Annotated in this window: 17 protein-coding genes and 1 pseudogene; 14 read left to right on the forward strand and 4 right to left on the reverse strand. The window is 32.1% G+C overall.

From position 1 onward, the window contains the following. Positions 1–225 (forward strand): annotated as a pseudogene (locus BP92_RS17300) (IS110 family transposase); the annotation flags it as partial. A 175-nt stretch (positions 226–400) separates the two neighbouring features. On the opposite strand, the gene BP92_RS0114230 reads toward BP92_RS17300, so the two are convergent. Next, positions 401–1,906, reverse strand: a complete 1,506-nt coding sequence (locus BP92_RS0114230) for an aldehyde dehydrogenase family protein (protein WP_026726640.1) — start codon at positions 1,904–1,906, stop codon at positions 401–403. 268 nt (positions 1,907–2,174) lie between these two features. Between BP92_RS0114230 and pheT the strand changes: the two genes are divergently transcribed. After that, entirely contained in the window at positions 2,175–4,604 is a 2,430-nt protein-coding gene (gene pheT / locus BP92_RS0114235) for a phenylalanine--tRNA ligase subunit beta (RefSeq protein ID WP_026726641.1), read from the forward strand. Positions 4,605–4,694: 90 nt separating this feature from the next. Here pheT and BP92_RS0114240 read toward each other — a convergent pair whose 3' ends face one another. Beyond that, positions 4,695–7,244 carry a T9SS type A sorting domain-containing protein gene (locus tag BP92_RS0114240; protein ID WP_026726642.1) on the reverse strand — a complete coding sequence of 850 codons (2,550 nt, stop codon included), beginning with the start codon at positions 7,242–7,244 and terminating at the stop codon, positions 4,695–4,697. A 197-nt stretch (positions 7,245–7,441) separates the two neighbouring features. Between BP92_RS0114240 and BP92_RS0114245 the strand changes: the two genes are divergently transcribed. The 8 genes from BP92_RS0114245 to BP92_RS0114280 all read left to right on the forward strand — a co-directional run bounded on the left by BP92_RS0114245 (position 7,442) and on the right by BP92_RS0114280 (position 16,596). Beyond that, positions 7,442–8,200 (forward strand): Rossmann-like and DUF2520 domain-containing protein, encoded by a 759-nt coding sequence (locus tag BP92_RS0114245; protein WP_026726643.1) that lies wholly within the window; start codon positions 7,442–7,444, stop codon positions 8,198–8,200. Further along, on the forward strand, positions 8,184–8,711 hold the full coding sequence (locus BP92_RS0114250) for a KdsC family phosphatase (protein WP_026726644.1): 528 nt from the start codon (positions 8,184–8,186) through the stop codon (positions 8,709–8,711). The genes BP92_RS0114245 and BP92_RS0114250 overlap by 17 nt, the downstream gene beginning before the upstream one ends. A gap of 48 nt (positions 8,712–8,759) precedes the next feature. After that, a complete protein-coding gene (locus BP92_RS0114255) occupies positions 8,760–9,683 on the forward strand; it encodes a geranylgeranylglycerol-phosphate geranylgeranyltransferase (RefSeq protein WP_026726645.1) in 924 nt (307 codons plus the stop codon). After that, complete coding sequence (locus BP92_RS0114260) at positions 9,676–10,260, forward strand: Maf-like protein (RefSeq protein WP_026726646.1); 585 nt, start codon at positions 9,676–9,678, stop codon at positions 10,258–10,260. Before BP92_RS0114255 ends, BP92_RS0114260 begins: the two co-directional genes overlap by 8 nt. Beyond that, positions 10,253–10,789: a mechanosensitive ion channel domain-containing protein gene (locus BP92_RS0114265; RefSeq protein WP_026726647.1), complete on the forward strand. Its 537-nt coding sequence runs from the start codon at positions 10,253–10,255 to the stop codon at positions 10,787–10,789. The genes BP92_RS0114260 and BP92_RS0114265 overlap by 8 nt, the downstream gene beginning before the upstream one ends. Positions 10,790–10,795: 6 nt before the next feature. Then, positions 10,796–12,274, forward strand: coding sequence for a rhomboid family intramembrane serine protease (locus tag BP92_RS16835; protein ID WP_051604498.1), 1,479 nt, complete (start codon positions 10,796–10,798; stop codon positions 12,272–12,274). Positions 12,275–12,398: 124 nt separating this feature from the next. Next, a complete protein-coding gene (locus tag BP92_RS0114275; RefSeq protein ID WP_316929534.1) occupies positions 12,399–14,798 on the forward strand; it encodes a PIG-L family deacetylase in 2,400 nt (799 codons plus the stop codon). 112 nt (positions 14,799–14,910) lie between these two features. Next, complete coding sequence (locus BP92_RS0114280; protein WP_026726649.1) at positions 14,911–16,596, forward strand: sodium:solute symporter; 1,686 nt, start codon at positions 14,911–14,913, stop codon at positions 16,594–16,596. A gap of 54 nt (positions 16,597–16,650) precedes the next feature. On the opposite strand, the gene BP92_RS0114285 is transcribed toward BP92_RS0114280, so the two are convergent. Next, positions 16,651–17,502 (reverse strand): DUF2911 domain-containing protein, encoded by an 852-nt coding sequence (locus tag BP92_RS0114285; protein ID WP_026726650.1) that lies wholly within the window; start codon positions 17,500–17,502, stop codon positions 16,651–16,653. A gap of 134 nt (positions 17,503–17,636) precedes the next feature. On the opposite strand from BP92_RS0114285, the gene BP92_RS0114290 reads away from it, so the two are divergent. The 4 genes from BP92_RS0114290 (at position 17,637) to BP92_RS0114305 (ending at position 21,688) form a co-directional block, all read left to right on the forward strand. Beyond that, the gene (locus BP92_RS0114290) at positions 17,637–18,101 is read left to right on the forward strand and encodes an SRPBCC family protein (RefSeq protein WP_026726651.1); all 465 of its coding nucleotides are present in this window, start codon (positions 17,637–17,639) and stop codon (positions 18,099–18,101) included. Between the two features lie 39 nt (positions 18,102–18,140). Further along, positions 18,141–18,839, forward strand: coding sequence for an SDR family NAD(P)-dependent oxidoreductase (locus BP92_RS0114295; protein WP_026726652.1), 699 nt, complete (start codon positions 18,141–18,143; stop codon positions 18,837–18,839). Between the two features lie 65 nt (positions 18,840–18,904). Then, positions 18,905–20,191: a cryptochrome/photolyase family protein gene (locus BP92_RS0114300; protein WP_026726653.1), complete on the forward strand. Its 1,287-nt coding sequence runs from the start codon at positions 18,905–18,907 to the stop codon at positions 20,189–20,191. Between the two features lie 36 nt (positions 20,192–20,227). Then, positions 20,228–21,688 carry a cryptochrome/deoxyribodipyrimidine photo-lyase family protein gene (locus tag BP92_RS0114305; protein ID WP_035693584.1) on the forward strand — a complete coding sequence of 487 codons (1,461 nt, stop codon included), beginning with the start codon at positions 20,228–20,230 and terminating at the stop codon, positions 21,686–21,688. On the opposite strand, the gene BP92_RS0114310 is transcribed toward BP92_RS0114305, so the two are convergent. Beyond that, positions 21,685–22,341, reverse strand: a complete 657-nt coding sequence (locus BP92_RS0114310; RefSeq protein ID WP_026726655.1) for an HAD family hydrolase — start codon at positions 22,339–22,341, stop codon at positions 21,685–21,687. The two genes, BP92_RS0114305 and BP92_RS0114310, sit on opposite strands and share 4 nt — an antisense overlap. Position 22,342 lies beyond the last annotated feature (1 nt).

The raw sequence follows: 22,342 nt of genomic DNA on the forward strand, positions 1-22,342 counted from the left end.
AATCTAAGAAAGTCAATGCATTTACCTTCTTTAACAGCAGTAAAATGGGACGAAAATTTTAAAAATATTTACGCTAGGCTCATATCAAAGAACGGAATTAAAATGAAAGCATTAGTCGCTGTTCAGAGAAAAATACTTGAACTTATTTATATATTATTCAAAAATGAGACAGTGTATGATAAAGAATATATAACAAAAAATAGCGCGCAAACACAAATGGTTTAAACACGCTATAGAGACTAGTTCAATGACTGTCTTGAAAAACAAAAGTAATAAAAATTAAGATTTAAATTTGAAATCAACACAGAATCTTATATGTTTTAAAATAATTAAGTTCACAAAAGCTCTAATTGTTTATAAAAAACAAACCCAGCATTACACTGGGTTCGTTTATCATCTACTAAAAGAAACCTAATTTGTTCTTGTTATAAGAAATCAACATATTTTTAGTTTGACGGTAATGGTCTAACATCATTTTGTGGTTTTCTCTACCAATTCCTGATTGTTTGTAACCTCCAAATGGCGCTCCAGCTGGATAAGCATGATATTGGTTTACCCAAACACGTCCCGCTTGAATAGCTCTTGGAACTTGATATAATTCATGTGCATCACGAGTCCAAACGCCTGCTCCTAATCCGTACATGGTATCATTAGCAATTTCTAAAGCTTCCTCTGTAGTTTTAAAAGTCGTAACTGCTAATACTGGACCGAAAATCTCTTCTTGGAAAATACGCATTTTGTTGTGTCCTTTGAATAACGTAGGTTGAATGTAATATCCTCCTTCTAAATCGCCACCTAAATGATTCACATCGCCACCACATAACAATTCAGCACCTTCTTCTTTACCTAAATTAATGTACGAAAGAATTTTGTCTTTTTGATTTTGTGAAGCTTGAGCACCCATCATTACTGTTGGATCTAACGGATTACCCATTTTGATAGCTTTTACTCTTTCTAAAACTCTTTCGATAAATTTATCATAAATCGATTCATGAATTAACAATCTTGACGGACACGTACAAACTTCTCCTTGATTTAGGGCAAAAAGAGCCACTCCTTCTAGAGCTTTATCTAAAAACTCATCATCAGCATCCATAACTGATGGAAAGAAAATATTTGGTGATTTTCCACCTAATTCTAACGTAACTGGAATAATATTTTCTGTAGCATATTGCATTACCATTCTACCTGTAGCAGTCGAACCCGTAAATGCTGCTTTACAAACTTTTGGATTGGTTACCAAAGTTCTTCCTAACTCTGCTCCAAAACCATTGATAACATTAATAACTCCTGCTGGAACTAAATCACCAATAATTTCCATTAACACCATAATTGAAATTGGCGTACTTTCTGCTGGTTTTAAAACTACACAATTTCCGGCAGCTAAAGCTGGTGCTAATTTCCAAACGGCCATTAAAATTGGGAAGTTCCAAGGAATAATTTGGGCTACAACTCCAATTGGCTCATGAACGATGATAGAAACCGTATCTTTATCTAATTCGGTAATTGAACCTTCTTCAGCGCGAATTACACTAGCAAAATATCTAAAATGATCAATTGCTAACGGAATATCAGCTGCCATAGTTTCACGAATGGCTTTACCGTTATCTAACGTTTCAACCGCAGCGATGTATTCTAAATTAGCTTCTATTCTATCTGCGATTTTGTTTAACATGATACTTCTCTCAGTCGCCGAAGTTTGGCTAAATGTTTTGAAAGCTTCATCTGCCGCATTTACAGCCATTTCAACATCCATTTTAGCCGAATGTGCTGCTTTTGCCATTAATTTACCATCTACTGGTGAAAGTACTTCAAAATATTGCCCTGTTGAAGGTGCTGTCCATTTTCCGTTGATATAATTATCGTACTTTTCTTTTAGTTGTGGTCTTTGAATTAAATTACTCATAATTTTGATTTTAGGTTTGTTTATCAAATTTAGATTCAATTCTTATCATAGAATAGCACAATTATTTCATTTAATAGCACAAAACTGATATTAGCTCAATTTTAACATCTAAAAATTACATTTCTATTAATTTTTTACACAATTATTTATCGAATTAATAATATTGTCTTTCTAAACTTATCACCAAAAGGCTGTTCAAAATTTCTAAATTCTAATTTCTAAATTCTAATTTTATAAAGTATCTTTGCGGTTTAAAATTCGATACAAAATGCGTATATCTTACAATTGGTTAAAACAATTCATTAAAACCGATTTAAAATCTGAAGAAATTGCTGACATTCTTACCGACTTAGGTTTGGAAGTAGAAGGCGTTGACAAATACGAAAGTTTAAAAGGAGGTTTACAAGGCGTTGTGATTGGTCATGTTTTAACATGCGAAAAACATCCTGATGCTGATAAACTAAAAATCACAACAGTTGATTTAGGTGATGGAAACGCACCAGTTCAAATTGTTTGTGGTGCTCCAAACGTGGCAGCGGGACAAAAAGTTCCTGTAGCGACTATTGGAACTAAGTTATTTGATAAAGAAGGAAACGCATTCGAAATTAAAAAAGGTAAAATCCGCGGACAAGAAAGTCACGGAATGATTTGCGCTGAAGACGAATTAGGCTTAGGCGAAAGTCATGACGGAATTATGATTTTGAACGAAGATTTAAAACCTGGAACGCCAGCTTCAAAAGTATTCGAAATTGAAACGGATGAGGTTTTCGAAATCGGATTAACGCCTAACCGTGCCGATGCTATGTCGCACATGGGAGTTGCTCGTGATTTACGCGCTGGATTATTACAAAAAGGAACTACTTCTGAATTGATTACACCTTCGGTGAGTAAATTTAAAGTGGAGAAACGTACTTTAAAAATCGATGTAAAAGTTGAAAACGAAAAATTAGCACCAAGATATTGTGGTGTTACGATTTCGGGAGTTACCGTTAAACCATCTCCAACTTGGTTACAAAACCGTTTGAAAGCGATTGGTTTAACTCCAAAAAATAATATTGTTGACGTTACGAATTACGTTTTACACGAATTAGGTCAACCATTACACGCTTTTGATGCCGCTCAAATAAAAGGAAATAAAGTAGTCGTAAAAACGGTTCCGGCTGGAACTAAATTTATTACTTTAGATGATATCGAACGTACATTACACGAAGAAGATTTAATGATTTGTGACGAAAGTGGACCAATGTGTATTGCGGGTGTTTTCGGAGGAAAAACTTCGGGAGTTTCTGAAAAAACTCAGGCAATTTTCTTAGAAAGTGCTTATTTCAATCCGGTTTCAGTTAGAAAAACAGCTAAAAGACATACGTTAAGTACGGATGCATCTTTCCGTTTTGAAAGAGGAATTGATCCTAGTATTACGGAATACGCTTTAAAACGTGCGGCTTTGTTAATTCAAGAAGTGGCAGGTGGTGAAATTACTTCGGATATCGTGGATATTTATCCGAAAAAGATTGAAGATTTTAGCGTGTTTATTCATTTCAATAAGGTGAATAAAATCATTGGTGAAGAAATCAAACCAGAAACGATTAAGAAGATTTTAGCTTCTTTAGATATCAAAGTTAACAGTATCACCGAAGCCGGTTTAGGGTTAACAATTCCTTCTTACCGCGTGGATGTTACGAGAGAAATTGATGTTATTGAAGAAATTTTACGTGTTTACGGATACAACAACATCCAAATTCCTTCGAAAGTGAATGCTACTACAGCCAATTCATCAAGAACGGAAGAATATAAAGTACAAAATATCATTGCGAATCAATTGTGTTCGTTAGGTTTCAACGAAATGATGGCGAATTCTTTAACTACGCCAGATTACGTAAAACTTTCTGAAAACTTGAAAGAAGAATTCAATGTAATGATGTTAAATCCATTGAGTAGCGATTTATCAGCAATGCGCCAATCGTTATTATTCTCTGGATTAGAAGCGGTTTCTTTCAATATCAATAGAAGAAGAAGTGATTTAAAATTCTTCGAATTTGGAAAAAGTTACCACAAAACAGCTAACGGTCATGACGAAAACAAACACTTAACGTTATTAGTAACCGGAAATAGACAAAACGAAAGTTGGACGAATGCACAATCAAAATCTGATTTCTTCTTGTTTAAAGGTTATATCAATACGATTTTAAGTCGTTTGGGATTAGACAAGAAAGTGACTTCATTACCATTTGAAAATGATGTTTTCGCAGAAGGCTTAGCTTTAGCGGTTGGAAAAGAAGTAATTGTAGAATTTGGAACGGTTAAAAAATCTGTTTTAAAACATTTCGACATCAAACAAGAAGTGTTATACGCTGATTTTGCTTGGGATAAAATTCAGAAATACGTTTCTACAAAAATTAAATTCACCGATATTCCAAAATATCCTGAAGTTCGTAGAGATTTAGCCTTGTTGTTAGACGAAAACGTACCATTCGAACAAATCTACAACATCGCCAAACAAACCGAAAAAGGCTTGTTAAAAGACGTAAATTTATTCGACGTTTACACAGGTAACAACTTACCAGAAGGTAAAAAATCATACGCTATAAGTTTCATTTTACAAGATGATTCTAAAACGCTAACCGATACTCAAATTGATAAAATCATGAGTAAGTTACAAGGTAATTTTGAAAGTCAGTTAGGCGCTAGCTTACGCTAGTGTTTAGTTTACAGTCACAGTTTACAGTATAAAAAAAACTCCCGATTAAAATGAATCGGGAGTTTTTTGATTGTATTATTCTTATCAAAACTATTCCTTCACAAACTTCGCATTAGCACTACCCTTTTCCGTATTTACTTTTACAAAATACGTTCCTGAAGCTAAGTTAGTAACATCAATTGAATTAATATCATTTGTAGTCGCCATAACAATTTGTCCCAATTGATTATAAATTTCAATTGAATTGATTACTACACCCAATTTAGCTTGAATATTCAAAACATCTTTTGCAGGATTTGGATATAAAGTAAAATAAGTTCCAAAATCATAATCTTGCGCACTTAACGCAGCAACAGTTGTTATGTACGTATTAGTTGTGATTGGGAAATTGTAATCAAAGTAAATGTTAGCATTATTAGTGAAAGTATTTCCAACAACTAACGTAGGTTTCGTTTTAATTTTAAACACCACATAACCATCATTAGTGGCATCATTAAAATCTAAATTGATGTTTTCAAAAATGAATTCCACTTTGTTTCCATTAATTCTCGTATAAAAATCGTGACTACTTTTTAATGGAACTAACGTTGCTATATCAAACTTATTCAAATCAATCATATCTTTAACTACAATGTTTTCTGCTGGGAAAGTTCCTGTGTTTTCGAAACGAATTACATAGTGTACATGTTTTCCAACTTCACTAGGTGCTATAGTTGTTCCTTCTAAACACGTTTTATCGTTTGGATCATAAGAACCGACAACCGTTTGGTCTAATGTAAATGTGTTATCAGCTGGTGTTTGATCTGTATTTGCTGTTGTTATTGTAGTTGTGTAATTCAAAACATCTCCATTATTAACAGCTGGAGTTTCCATTGGCGAATTTACATTGAAAGTTAAAATAATCTCTCTAGTTTCAAAAGGTTGTAAATTGACATAATTCCATGTAAAACTATTTGTTGCAGAACTACTATAAACAGGATTAGCAGAAACATAATCTAATCTTGCATCATCAAAAGTAAATGAAATACTACCATTTTCAATTTGATTTCCTTTGTTGCGATAAACCAGTTTATAATTAGCATCAAAACCTGGACGAGCTGGAGTAATTGGTAATAAAACAATTTCAACATCCGATTTTACTCCATTAGCAGTTACACAAAAATCTTGCGTAAACGGACTTGTTTGTGTTGGAAAATTTGCTACAAAACTAAGCGGTGAATTATTAAAATAGGTTGGGTTTTCTAAAATTGGAGTAATTGTATAATTTCCAGCTTGAACTGGAATTGAATAATTACCTGATTCATTTGAAATTATTGAGCCCGAAGTAGTTCCGTCTGTAATACTAAAGTTTAAATTTGAAACTGAAATATCAGAAACAGCACATCCATTATTGTTAAAATCGAATTTTGTAACTCCTGAAATATCATAGAAAGTCCCACCTGGTGTAAATGAGCAATAGGAATTAACTTGAATTTGATTTTGCAATCCTAAGTAATTAATATATCCATGTATATCATCATACTCTTCTTCATCAACACAAATATATTCTAACTGAGGGTTATTATAAATTTCAAAATAAGGAGGCATCAATTCATATCCTCCATTTTTAAGAAAAATACTTTTTAAAATAACATTATTATTACAATATAACTCTAGTAAATCTGGATTTTGTGAAAGGTCTAAACTTGTTAATTGGTTATTATTACAATATAACACTAGTAAATCTGGATTTTGTGAAACATCTAAAGAAGTTAATTGATTTTGAGAACAGGACAAAAAACCAAGAGATAAATTTTGTGAAACATCTATAGAAGTTAATTGATTTACATCGAAACCCAAGCTATTAAGCAAGGGATTTTGAGTAACATCTATTGAGGTTAATAAATTCTGACCGCATTCTAAAGTAGAAAGTAGGGGGGTTTCAGAAACATCTATAGAAGTTAATTGATTCGTATTTAAACCTAAGAAAGTAAGCAGAGAATTTTGAGAAACATTTATAGAGGTTAATAAATTCTGACCGCAATCTAAAACAGAAAGAAGAGAATTTTGAGAAACATCTATAGAAGTCAATTGATTTCCTCGGCAATTTAAAAATTCTAAATTTGGATTTTCAGTAACATTTAAAGTGTTCAATTGATTATAAATTGTTTCTAATTTACGCAATGCTAAATTTTGTGTAACATCTAAAATTGTTAACTGATTATTTGAGCAAATTAAAACAGAAAGAAGAGAATTTTGAGAAACATCTATAGAAGTTAATTGATTCGTATTTAAATTCAAGAAAGAAAGGAGTGAATTTTGAGAAAAATCTACAGTTGATAATTGGTTAATTTCGCAATGGAGCGCTTCAAGATTTAAAAAAAAATTAATTCCTGATAAATCAGAAATATTTGATCTACTAACATTTAAATATTTAATATTTAAAGCTTCACTAGCCTGAACTTCACCATCTCCATTAACATCAATAACACTATAACTATTAACATTACCATCACTATCAGGAGTTTCTGTAGAAGCAATTTGATTACCAGAACTAGCACTCAACAACTTCGCTTTAAAATTAGCATCTGGAAAATTAATAATCTGCGCATTACCTAAAAAACCAATCGTCAAAAAGAATAAAAAGTAAAGTTTTTTCATTTGTAAGAAATTAAAGAAGTAAAAGTAAGATAAATACTTAAACATCAAAGTATAATTTAACTAAAATCTTCATTTAAAACCTGACAGGTTTCCGAAACCTGTCAGGTTTGTATAACTGCATAAACTAGAGCTATAACATTTCATAAACCTGTCCTATTTTTCATTAAAATAAAATTAAAATTCACTATTTTAGCGCCATGATAAAAGTCGTTTTAATCGGTTCAGGAAATGTGGCACAACATTTAATTCAAGTATTGTTACAGGCTAAAAATGTGGATTTGATGCAAGCATTTGCTCGTAACCCAAGTCATTTATTGCATTTGCTTCCTCAAACAAAAATTACATCTGACTATCATAAAATTACCGAAGCCGATTTGTATATTATTTCGGTTTCGGATAATGCCATTGCGGAAGTTTCAGCACAATTACCGTTTGAAAATCGTTTGGTAGTGCATACTTCTGGTTCGTCGGAACTTTCGGTTTTGCATGATAAGAATCGAAAAGGGGTTTTTTATCCATTACAAACCTTTACCAAAGGAAAAGAAATCGACTTCACTCCTATTCCCATTTGCTTAGAAGCTGGAAAGGAATTGGATTATCAACTTTTAGAAAAAGTAGGAACTAGTATCTCACAAAAAGTAGTTCGAATTTCATCTGAACAACGCAAAAGTTTACACGTAGCAGCCGTTTTTGTTTGTAATTTTGTGAATCATTTGTACCATATTGGGAATGAAATTTGTGAAGAAAACAACGTTCCATTTGAAGTATTGCATCCGTTAATTCAGGAAACGGCTCATAAAATCACGGAACTTTCTCCGAAAGAAGCACAAACGGGTCCGGCCTTACGAAACGATACAAAAACCATCGAAAAACATTTAGATTTCTTAGAAAATCCAGAATATAAAAACCTATATCAATTACTTACACAATCGATACAACATGTCAAAAAGTTATAAAGAACTCATGAATCAAATTACCACTTTCATCTTCGACGTAGATGGAGTGCTAACCGACGGAACTATTCACGTAACCCCAACAGGCGAAATGCTTCGCAACATGAACATTAGAGATGGTTATGCCATGAAAGCTGCTGTTGAAAATGGTTACACGGTTTGTATTATTTCGGGCGGAAGTAACGAAGGTGTTCGTGTTCGCTTGAGAAATTTAGGAATTACCGATATTCATTTAGGAGTTCCAAACAAAGTAGAAACCTTCAAAGAATTCACTGATATTTACAATATCCAACCTGAAAATGTGTTATACATGGGCGACGACATTCCAGATTATCACGTAATGCAATTAGTAGGATTACCAACTTGTCCACAGAATGCAGTTCCAGAAATCAAAGGAATTTCCAAATACATTTCGCACGTAGAAGGCGGAAAAGGAGCCGTTCGTGATGTCATCGAACAAGTGATGAAAGTACAAGGCAAATGGATGGAACATTTTGATGCGAAGTTTGATTAAATATAGATAATTTGAAAATCAATAACCCAAAAAAATAAACATTAAAAAATGAAATACTTAAAATTAATTCGATACCAAAATTTATTGATGCTTGCTTTCATGCAATTGGTATTTCGTTACTTATTTTTAGCACAATCGTATGTAGACTTAGCCTTAACCGATTTTAATTATATTTTATTAGTCATTGCAACAGTTTGCATCGCGGCTGGCGGTTATGTCATAAATAATATCATGGATCAAGATACTGACGAAATCGCAAAACCTCAAAACCGTGTGGTTGGTGTTTCTATTTCGGAAACGGTAGCGTATAATTGGTACATTGGCTTGACGATTGTTGGTGTTGGAATTGGATTTTATTTATCGAATGTAATTTACAAACCTACTTTTGCTTCGATGTTTATTTTGGTGGCAACTTTACTGTATATGTATGCTACTAGTTTCAAGCAAATTCCAGTTCTTGGAAATATGGTAGTAGCCTTGATGCTTTCAACAAGTATTATCATCATTGGATTATTTGATATTTTACCAGCAATTGATGTAGATAATCGTTTCCGAATGAAAGAAGCTTTCGATATTTTAATACATTATGCCATTTTTGCTTTTATCATTAATTTAATTCGTGAAATTGTAAAAGACATGGAAGACATGGATGGTGATTATCAATCAGGAATTAACTCCTTACCAATCGCTATCGGAGTTCAAAAAACGAAAATAATTGTTGGAGTTTTAACCGTAATTTCAATTGGAATTTTAGCGTATTATGTAAATTCTAATTTATTCGAATTGGATTATGTGGTGTATTATGCAATGATTTTAATCGTTGGACCACTAATTTATTTCGGAGTGAAATTATTGAATGCTGCAACGAAAAAAGAATATCATCACTTGAGTTTGGTTTTGAAAATCATTTTGTTTTTCGGAATTTTATCGGTTGCTGTTATTGTTTTCAATTTAAAATTAGCCAATGCTTAAAGACAAACTAAATAAAATCAACATTATTTTAGCTTCTGGTTCGCCCAGAAGACAGCAATTTTTTAAGGAAATGGATTTGCATTACACCATTCGCCTAAAGGAAATTGAAGAAATCTATCCCGAACATTTGCAAGCGGAAGAAATCACCAATTTCTTAGCCGAATTAAAAGCAAGTGCCTTCGAAAACGAACTAAAAGAAAACGATGTTTTAGTTACGAGTGATACGATTGTTTGGTTAAATGGAAAAGCGTTGGGCAAACCAAAAGATTATGAAGATGCGTTTGAAATGCTGCAACAATTAGCCAATCAAACACACGAAGTGATTACATCTGTTTGCTTGAAATCGATTGATAAAACAGAAGTTTTTCATTGTGTTACCAAAGTTACCTTTGCCAATTTATCTGATGAAGCAATCAAATATTATCTTGATAATTACCAACCTTTTGACAAAGCTGGAAGCTACGGAATTCAAGATTGGATTGGTTTGGTCGGAATTTCAAAAATTGAAGGTTCTTATACGAATGTGGTAGGATTACCAACGGAAATGTTATTTCAAAAATTAATGAATTATGCTTAAATTTATTGATAATCCGTATTTAGATCAAGAAATAGCTACCTTAATTGTATTGTTGGTCTATTTTGTTTTACGATTTAGTTCTAACAAATTAGTTCGGAAATATGCTACTTTAAATGAAGTTTTAGAACATCGTACTAATTTAGTAATCAAATACATAAACTTACTACTTGGCATTTTGGGATTAATTTCAATTGTAATTATTTGGGGAGTAAAAAAAGATCAAATATTACTTTTCATTTCTTCTGTTTTTGCAGTTGTGGGCGTTGCCTCGTTTGCTCAATGGTCGATTCTAAGTAATATTACAGCTGGAATTATTTTGTTCTTTTCATATCCTTTTAAAATTGGAGACAGAATTAAAATCCATGACAAAGATTTTCCAATCGAAGGGGAAATTGACGATATCAAAGCTTTTTATGTCATTTTAAAGTCTTCTGATGGCGAAATGATTACTTATCCAAATAATCTATTAATGCAAAAAGGAATTTCAGTTGTAAATAAGCCTTTAGAAGAAAAAGAATTTTTTGATTAAAAAACTATGAATAACAAACTACTCCCTCACTACACTATTGAATTTGATATTAACCAAGCTGATAAACCTAACTTTTTTAAGTCTATCGAATTTGCTTTTAAACAACTTCATTGGGATATCATCTCTTCTTCAGAAGATAAAATTGAAGGTCACACCTCGTTATCTTTAAGTTCGTGGGGCGAATCAATTACAATTAAAATTTCTGATACTAAAGTTACAATTGAAAGTAAATGTGTTGGAAATCAATTATTCGATTGGGGAAAAAACAAAAAAAATATTGAAAGCTTATTAGAACAAATAAAACATTACGAACAAAGTGCTTTTGAAGTTGGTGATATTGAAGTTATAGAAACTCCAAAGAATAATTTCGATTCAATAAGTAAAAAGAAAAGCAGTTTCAAAGATTATTTACAAGTATTTATTCCTACAAAAGATTATTTCTTTACTCCTATTCTAATTTTTTTAAACATTTTAGTCTTTGTTGTTATGGCAATTGATGGAATGAACATCATTTCTCCTGCATCAGAAGATTTAGTGAAATGGGGTGCCAACGAAAGATCTTTAACATTAAATGGAGAACTTTGGAGATTATTTTCGTGCATTTTTATTCATATTGGCATTATACACCTAATTATGAATTTATATGCCTTAATTTTTATAGGAAGTATTTTAGAGCCTATTATCGGGAAATATAAATTCATTATTGGATATTTAATTTCAGGATTCATTGCTAGCACTGCGAGTTTGTGGTGGAATACTTTTTCATTAAGTGCTGGTGCTTCAGGTGCTATTTTTGGACTATTCGGTATATTCCTAGCATTACTAACAACCAATTATTTAGACAAAACAACAAGAAAATCAATGCTAACCTATATTTTTATTTATATAGGATTAAATCTAATGAATGGGTTTCAAGATGGTATTGACGCAGCTGCGCATTTAGGAGGTTTACTTTCTGGATTTATTTTCGGATATGCCTTTTATTACGGATTAATCAACAAAGAATCTCATGTAATTAATAACTGGATATTAAGTATTATTTCCTTTTTAGGTATTGCTTGCTCTTTTTTAGTGTTACAAAAAATTCCGAATCCAATTCAAAAATATAAAAATGAATATGGTCAAGAAATCAATTATTTTGATGTCTATGAAATCAAAATGAAAGATTTTGAATTAAATGAAAATTTAGCACTTGAAATTCAAAATAAGGCAGGTTATAGTAAAGAAGAAATGTTACATTACATTGAAAATCACACATTATATTATTGGACCGAGAATTTAAAAATCGTAAAAGAAATTGAAAAATTTAGCATTCCAAAAGAAACTTTGGAAAGAAATGAAATGATAAAAAAATATGTATTACTTCGATTAAAACAGACAAAATTAATTCGAGAAAAGATTAAGTCGGAATCAGACAAATTTGACAAGAGCATTATAGAAACAAATCAGGAAATTGATAACATTATAGAAAGTATTGTCAATTAATAAAAAACTGTTAAAAAGGAAGCGATTAAAACTTCCTTTTTTTTTATTTCCTTATTTTTGAAACAAAACCATTGCAATGAAACGAAGCATAACTTCAATTTTTATATTTGTTTTTTCTATAACAATGTGCGCGCAAGCACCGAAAAAACTAAGTTCTGTTGAAATTTACGATCAAGTTCAAAAGCTAAATTTCTTAGGAAAAGTATTGTATGTAGCAGCGCATCCCGATGATGAAAATACAAAACTTATCACCTACTTCTCCAATCATTATCATGCACAAACGGCTTATTTATCGTTAACACGCGGCGATGGTGGACAAAATTTAATTGGAACCGAACTACGCGAAAAATTAGGTGCCATCAGAACCCAAGAATTATTAGCTGCTAGAAGAATTGATGGTGGCGAACAGTTTTTTACGCGCGCCAATGATTTCGGATTTTCTAAAGAACCAAATGAAACCTTTTCCATTTGGAACAAAAATGAAGTTATGGAAGATGTTATTCAAGTAATTGAAACGTTTCGTCCTGATATTATTGTGAATCGCTTTAGTCATAACACGCCTGGTACAACCCACGGACATCATACCGCTTCTGCTATGTTGAGTTTAGAAGCATATGATTTAGTAAAATATAAACCAAAACGCATTTTTTTCAATACTTCTTGGTGGTTTTACGGAAGTCAGGAAGCGTTTGATGCTGCTGATAAATCAAAATTATTAGCCATAAATTCCAATGTTTATTATCCATTAAAAGGAAAAAGTAATAACGAAATTGCTGCTTTAAGTCGAAGTCAACACAAGTGTCAAGGTTTTGGAACTTTGGGAAGTCGTGGCGACGAAATTGAATATTTAGAGTTACTAAAAGGTGATTTACCAAGTAATACTAATCTATTTGAAGGAATTGATACGTCTTGGAATCGAGTAAAAGGAGGAAATGAAATTGGAAAAATTCTGTACGACATTGAAAAGAATTTCAACTTTGAAAATCCATCGGTTCATATTCCAAACTTAATAAAAGCATACGATTTAATTCAAAAATTAGAAGATGCTCATTGGAAAGAAATCAAATCAAAACAAATTATTAAGATTATTGAAGCTTGTAGCGGTTTGTTTATGGAAGCCGTTGCAGATACTGAAACTACAACAAAAGATAGTAATTTCAACATCAATATTGAAGTAATTAACAGAAGTCAATCGAATGCAAAATTGATTTCTGTAAAAGCGTTACAACTTCCGTTAGAAACCAAAAATGCTGTTTTAAAAAATAATGAAAAAACAAGTTTTCAATTTAAGAATGTAATTATTGGCGAAAATGTTGATTATTCCAACTTATTCTGGTTAAAAGAAAAACAAACCGAAGGAATGTATCGTGTTTCGGATAAATCCATTCGAATTTTACCTGAAGTTTCATCTAATTTTCCAGTTGTTTTCACTATTGAAATCGAAGGAAAAACAATTGAATTCGTAAAGAATATTTGCTATAAATTCAACAATCCAGACGATGGCGAAACCTATGTTCCGTTTACCGTTTTACCAAGCGTTACTAGTTCGATTGAACCTAAAGTAGTAATTTTTAATGCTACACAACCAAAAGAAATTACAGTTGTTGTAAAAGCACACAAGGCAAATATTTCAGGCAAATTATCATTAGATATTCCTGCGGATTGGAAAGTAAGTCCAAATGAAATATCATTTGAAATTGCTGCTAAAAATGAAGATAAAAAGTTTACTTTCACCTTATATCCAACCAAGAAAGAAATTACCACTAAAATAAAAGCTAAAGTGGAAATTAACAACCAAACCATTGATAAAGAATTAATTACCATACAATATCCGCACATTCCAAAACAAACCATTTTAGTACCTTCAGAATCTAAAATTGTTAAATTAGATATTGAAACCAAAGGAAAAAACATTGGCTATATTATTGGAGCTGGGGATGAAGTAAATAAAAACATAGAAAATTTAGGTTTTACTGTAACCAACATCAATGTAAATGAAATTACGGATGATAATTTAAAACGTTTTGATGCAATAATTTTAGGAATAAGAGCTTTTAATGTGATAGACGAACTAAAATATAAAAACAAAACATTGTTTAATTATGTAGCAAATGGAGGGAATTTAATTGTACAGTATAACACCACTAACAATTTGGTTACAAAAGAAATAGCGCCGTATAACTTAGAACTTTCAAGAGATCGAGTTACCGATGAAAATGCAAAAGTAACTTTCTTACAACCTGACCATAAAGTATTGAATCAACCAAATAAAATTACTAGCAAAGATTTTGAAGGTTGGGTTCAAGAACAAGGTTTATACTATCCAAACAAATGGAGTTCAGAATTTATTCCTATTTTAGCTTCCAATGATGAAGGTGAATCTTCAAAAACTGGTGGTTTAGTAATTGCAAAATATGGTAAAGGAAATTACATTTACACTGGATTAAGTTTCTTTAGAGAATTACCTGAAGGTGTTAGCGGTGCTTATAGATTATTGGCTAATTTAATTGCATTGGATAAATAAATGATTATGAACAACAACAAACATCAATGGAAAAAAAGTTATAGCATTGTACTGATTTTAAATGCTATATACATCCTTATTTTCTATTTAATAATGGAAATCTACACCTAATATGGAAATTTTAGATTGGATTGTACTATCAGTCACCTTATCGTTTATAGTAATCTACGGTATTCTAAAAACCAAAGGAAGTGCTAATGTAAAAGACTATTTATTAGACAATAACGAAACTCCATGGTTTACAGTTGGTGTTTCGGTTATGGCTACGCAAGCAAGTGCAATTACTTTTTTATCCACACCAGGGCAAGCCTATCATGACGGAATGGGATTTGTGCAGTTCTATTTTGGACTACCATTAGCGATGATTGTGATTGCTTATACTTTTATTCCGATTTACCATCGATTAAAAGTATATACAGCTTACGAATATTTAGAACAACGTTTCAATGTTCAAACCAGAACTTTAGCCGCTATTTTATTTTTAATTCAAAGAGGTTTAGGAACTGGAATTACCATTTATGCACCTTCCATCATTTTGTCAGCACTTTTAGGATGGAATTTGAATATGCTAAACATTATCATTGGAATTTTAGTGATTGTTTACACCGTAACGGGTGGAACCAAAGCTGTAAATGTTACCCAAAAACAACAGATGTTCGTGATTATGTCGGGAATGTTTATCATTTTCTTCTACATTTTAACGAATCTTCCACACGAAGTTGATTTTTCAAACGTACTTCATATTGCGGGTGCAAATGGAAAAATGGATATTCTAGATTTCTCTTACAATCCTGAAACACGTTATACGTTTTGGAGTGGAATTACAGGAGGATTCTTCCTAATGCTTTCCTATTTTGGAACGGATCAATCTCAAGTTGGACGCTATCTATCAGGAAAATCAATTAAGGAAAGCCAAATGGGATTAATTATGAATGGAATTTTAAAAGTGCCAATGCAGTTTTTTATCTTGTTAACAGGTGTTCTGGTATTTGTATTTTTTCAATTTAACGATGCGCCTTTGCATTTTAATCCTACCAATGTTGCAAAGGTAAAAGCTTCTGAGCAAAAGGTAGCTTACGAAAATCTAGAACAAAAATTAGTTCAATTGAATACTGATAAAAAAATTGTAAATCAAATTTACATTGAACAACTAAAACACAACGAATACGATAATCCGATTCTGAAAAAGCAAATGGTGGCGCTTTCACTAAAGGAAAAAGACTTAAGGGAAGAAGCAAAAGATGTTATAGCAAAAGTAGATGGGAAAACGGAAACTAATGATAAAGATTATGTTTTTCTTTATTTCATCTTAAACTATCTTCCTAAAGGTATTTTAGGATTGTTATTGGCTGTTATTTTTAGTGCCGCAATGTCATCAAGTGCTTCTGGACTAAATTCATTAGCAGCGACGTCTGCTATTGATATTTACAAACGAAATGTAAATGCAAAATCAGACAAACATTATGTATATGCAACACAGTATTTCACTATTTTTTGGGGAATTGTAGCTATTGGGTTTGCTTGTATTAGTTCGTTATTCGAAAACTTGATCCAATTAGTTAATATTATTGGTTCTATTTTTTATGGAACCGTTTTAGGAATTTTTCTAATTGGATTTTATATCAATTATATCAAAGGAAAAGCAGTATTTATTGGTGCTTGTATTAGCCAACTAGCCATTTTCTATATTTTTTACCTAGATATTGTAGGGTACTTGTGGTTGAATTTTATTGGTGCTTTACTAACAATTGGTCTATCTCTTATACTTCAGAAATTTTTTAACAAATCAAACTCATAAAATAAAAAAGTCCCGAAATAATTTCGGGACTTTTTTTGAATTAATTTAAAACTTTTATTTAGACCATTCCGCAATGCTGTCTTTGTTCATTTTCTCATAGTCAGCATTTCCTGCTTTTACTGATAATGCTAATGATTCTTTAGCTGTAGCAATAGCACCTTTTTTATCTCCTAATTTAGCTTGGATTAATGACTTTAATCTTAAATACCAAAATGGAACGTCTTCTCCTTTTGGTGAATTAGCAATAGCAGCATTTGCCCAAGTTAATGCTTTATTTAAATCACCATTTGATTGATAAAAATATTGAGCTGATGAAAAATAATCCGCTGCAGATGGCCCAGCTAAAGTTTTTTCAATACTCTTCATTGCTATTTCTTGAGTAGGAACAGAAAATGGAATAGATACCATTGTTCTTTCCCAAGATAATTCAATAACTCCTGAATCATTCGTTAAATTATTTAAGAAAATAGAAAGTGATTCTACTGATTTATTTAATGTTTCAGGTTTAACGGTAATTTTTAAAGCTACTTTAGATTCGTCCCAATTTTCAGGTAATCCCCAATTGTTAGTATCCGAATAAAAAATAATATCCCAACTGTCTGCTTTTGGTGTAGTGTAAAAAGCGTACTTCCCTTTTTTAAGTTCTTTTCCACCAATTTTTACATTTTCACTAAATGAAATAGTGGTATTGGCATTAGCACCCGTTCTCCACATTTTTCCAAAAGGAACTAAATCGCCATAAACGGTTCTTCCTTTTGCACTCGGTCTAGAGTATTCTACTTGTACAGTTGTAAGTCCAACAACTTGTTCAACTTTTGCTAACGGACTCGATTGAGGTGTTTTTACTTGCGCCTCAACCATAAAATTGGCTAATACTACAGCCAACATTACAATAATTTTTCTCATAGGTTTAGTTTTTGATTTTCAAATTTACAAATTGTATTAGAATCAAATGTTAATATAAACTTAAATGAATAAATTTTGTTTAATTAATATAAAAAAAGTTTAAACAATTTTGTAATTTTACAAAAAAATAGAAAATGAAAATTTACCGATTACATACCAAACAAAATTTACCAATTAGTATAGATAAAGCTTGGGAACTTTTATCTGACCCGAAAAACCTACAATTAATTACTCCTGACTATATGGGATTTAAAATTCTTTCAGGAGCAGATAGACCTATGTTTCCAGGACAAATTATACAATATATTGTAACTCCAGTACTAGGAATCCCAACAAAATGGGTGACCGAAATCACGCATGTAGTAGATAAACAGTATTTTGTAGACGAGCAACGTTTTGGACCATATGCTCTGTGGCATCACAAACATTTCATCAAAGAAATTCCAGGTGGTGTTGAAATGGAAGATATTGTAGATTATAAAGTGCCTATGGGAATTTTAGGGCAACTTGTTCATCCTATTCTAGTGAAACCGAAATTAGATGAGATATTTGAATACCGAAGAAAAAAATTAATCGAACTATTTGGAGAGTTTAAGTAAAGAAGCGATTTATCGCGTCTCTAATAAAAAGTAAATACCATGAAAAATATACTACTAATTGGCGGTTCTTATGGAATTGGATTAGCCATAGCGAAAGAATTACAATTTAAAAATAACGTTTATATCGCTTCAAGAAGTAATGAAAATCTAACTGATGTAAAGGCAACTCACATTGCATTCGATGCAACAACTGACACAATTGACACATCTAAATTACCAACTATCATTGATGGATTAGTGTATTGTCCGGGAAGTATTAATTTAAGACCTTTTAAAGGATTGAAACCAGAAGCTTTTGAAACCGATTTACAAATTAATTTCATAAGTTTGGTAAAAGTAATTCAATCGGTTTTACCTAATTTATTAGCATCGGAACAAGCTAGTATCGTAGCATTTAGTAGTGTTGCAGCAACAATGGGAATGCCATTTCACACCAGCGTCGCAGCTTCAAAAGGCGCAATTGAAGGTTTTGCTAAAGCATTGGCAGCAGAATATGCTCCGAAAATCAGAGTAAATGTAATTGCACCATCATTAACTGACACACCATTAGCTGATAAATTCTTGAATAATGAAACCAAACAAGAAAAATCAGCAGAACGTCATCCGTTAAAACGATTTGGAAAACCAGAAGACAGCGCACAAATGGCAACCTTTTTATTAAGCGATAAAAGCAGTTGGATTTCAGGACAAATTTTCCACGTTGATGGCGGAATGTCAACATTATTAGTAAACGGATAAAAATTAAAAAACAACTTCAAGTTCAAACTCCAAAATCAAACTTGAAACCTGAAACAAAAAAAAATATGAACATCTTTTGGTTTAGACGCGATTTAAGAGTAGACGACAATGTTGGATTTTTTCATGCTTTAAATAGCGATGAAGAAGTGCTTCCTATTTTCATTTTTGATGAAAATATTCTGTCGCAATTACCAAAAAATGATGCTCGTGTTAGTTTTATTCACGAACAATTAGAGAAGATTCAATCAGAATTGAAGAAGCACGGAAAATCATTAGCGGTTTTTCATGGCAAACCAATTGAAATATTTGAAAAATTAATTGCTGAAAATAGCATTTCATCGGTTTACACGAATCACGATTACGAACCTTATGCTCGCAAACGTGATAAGGAAATGAATCAGCTATTTGTTTCCAAAGGAATTTCATTTTTAACCTCAAAAGACCAAGTGATTTTCGAAAAAAGCGAAGTAGTAAAAGACGATGGAAGTCCGTATGTAGTCTACACGCCTTATTCGAAAAAATGGAAAGAAAATTTCAAGAAAATAAAATTAGTTCATTATCCTTCCGAAGAAAAATTGGATAAAATTGCAAGACACTCCTATCCTTTTTTATCGTTGGAAGACATTAGTTTTAAAAAATCTGAAATCAAAGTTACACCTTATGATGTTTCGGAAAGTTTAATTCAGAATTACGAAGCTACTCGAAACTTCCCAGCTATGAATAAAACTTCTTATTTGGGAATTTATCTCAGATTTGGAGCGGTTTCTATCCGAAAAATGATAAGAAAAGCTATAGCTGAAAAGAACGAAACTTTTTGGAACGAATTGATTTGGCGCGAATTCTTCATGCAAATTTTATGGCATTTTCCGCATACATCTAACAAAAGTTTTAAGGAAAAATACGATGCCATTCAATGGGAAAATAACGAAGAACTATTCAAAAAATGGTGTCAAGGAAAAACAGGTTACCCATTCGTTGATGCTGGAATGCGTGAATTGAATAAAACCGGTCACATGCACAATCGTGTTCGTATGATTGTTGCTAGTTTTCTATGTAAACACTTATTAATCGATTGGCGCTGGGGCGAAGCCTATTTTGCTCAAAACCTTTTGGATTACGAAATGGCCAGTAACGTTGGAAATTGGCAATGGGCTGCAGGTTCTGGAGTGGATGCCGCACCTTATTTCCGAATTTTCAACCCTACGGAACAAATCAAGAAGTTTGATAAAGACTTAAAATACATCAAAAAATGGGTTCCTGAATTGGAAACTCAATATTACCCAAAACCTATCGTAGACCACAAAGAAGCACGAGAAAAATGTTTAAAAGTCTACAAGGAAGCGGTTGGATAAAATAGCGTTGCCCTAAACACTATAAAAATTAAAAAAATGAAAATTGTTTGGTTCAAGAGAGATTTGCGTTTGCACGATCATGAAGCCTTACATGAAGCCTTATCGACTTCTGGAAAGACTTTATTGCTTTACATTTTCGAACCTTCGATGATGAAAGATTATCACTACAGTCAACGTCATTTTGATTTTATAAAACAATCGTTAGAAGCTTTACAAAAAGAACTTTTAAAATACCATACTCAAATCTTAATTGTTCAAGGTGAAGCGGTAACAGTTTTTGAAAAACTATCAAAACTTATTTCCATCAGAGCCGTTTATTCTCATCAAGAAACTGGAATTCAATTGACTTTTGATAGAGATTTGGCTGTCGCTAAACTATTGAAAAACAAAGAGATTATTTGGAATGAATACATCACTAATGGCGTTATTCGTGGTATTAAAAATCGAAAAACATGGAAAGAAGATTGGTATGATTTTATGGATAAAGATTGCCTTCCATTTCAACCTACACCCAGAAGTTTTGTTAAATACATTGAAATTGAAGAATTAGAAAATCATTTCGAAATTCCATCGATTCAAACGGTTCACAATCCCAATTTTCAGAAAGGTGGCGTTCCAACAGCTTTACGCTACATGAAATCTTTTTTTGAAGAACGCGTTCAAAATTACAGCAGTCATATTTCAAAACCAGAACTGGCTAGAAAAGGTTGTAGTCGTTTATCACCTTATATTGCTTGGGGAAATTTATCTATTCGACAAGTGTACACCAAAGCTTGGGAATTGCATCAGCAAGGAAAATTTAAGCGTCAAATATCTAATTTTGCTTCTCGTTTGCGTTGGCAAGCGCATTTCATTCAAAAGTTTGAAATGGAATGTTCGATGGAATTCATCGCAGTAAACAAAGGCTATCGCAATTTGAATCAAAGAGTTAACGAAAAATATCACAAAGCTTGGATTACTGGAAAAACTGGCGTTCCGTTAGTTGATGCTTGTATGCGTTGTTTGAATACGACTGGTTATTTGAATTTTAGAATGCGTGCTTTGGTGGTTTCGTTTTATACGCATCATTTATTCCAACCTTGGCAAAATTGTAGCCCGCATTTGGCCCAACAATTTTTAGATTTTGAACCTGGAATTCATTATCCACAAATTCAGATGCAAGCTGGCATTACAGGAATCAATACACTACGTGTTTACAATCCGGTTAAAAATTCGTACGAACATGACGAAGATGGAAATTTTATCAAAAAATGGGTACCTGAATTAGCCAATATTCCTACGGAATTCATCCACGAACCGTGGAAATTAACTCCAATAGAATCGATGTTGTATGGGTTTGAATTGGGACGCGATTATCCAAATCCAATTGTAAATTTAGAGGAAGCTAGAAAGTTTTCCAGTGATTTCTTTTGGTCGATGCGAAAAAATGAATCCGTAAAAAAAGATAGTAAACGTATTTTAGCGAAACATACCTTACACGATCAAGAAATGAGTTAGTTCAAATCGCGAACTTTTTCAAAATTCAATTCGTTAAAATGTTGAATAACTACATTAGCCTTAGATAAATCTTGGTCTTTCGAATGAAAACTATCGTAACCTACACAAAAAATTCCTGCTGAAACTACTGCTTGAATTCCGTTTGTACTGTCTTCAATTACGATGCAATTTTCTTTTGGCGCAATTGATAAACTCGCAGCATGTTCAAAAATAGCTGGATGCGGTTTCGACTTCGGAAAGTCTTCACCAGAAACGATATGTGTAAAATATTGGTGTAAATTAAAACGAGTAAACACTCTATTAATCGTAACTTTTGAAGCTGAAGAAGCTACAATTAGCTGAATTCCGTTTGCATGCAAATCTTTGATTAACTCTTCTACTCCTTCAATCAAATACAAATCTTCTTTCAAATCGAAAGCTTCATTAAATAAATGGCGTTTTCTTAAGATTAAATCTTCTACATCTTCTTGTAAGTCGAAGTGTGCTTTTAATTTCTGAAAGATATTTCGAGTGGAATTTCCTGTAAACGAACGATACATTTCATCTGAAACTTCGATGTTTAATTCATTAAAATGTTGGTAATACGCAAAATGATGTACCGGTTCGGTATCTACAATTACGCCATCCATATCGAAAATTACAGTTTGTATCATA

This window comes from Flavobacterium sasangense DSM 21067, assembly GCF_000686885.1.
Taxonomy (GTDB): Bacteria; Bacteroidota; Bacteroidia; order Flavobacteriales; family Flavobacteriaceae; genus Flavobacterium; species Flavobacterium sasangense.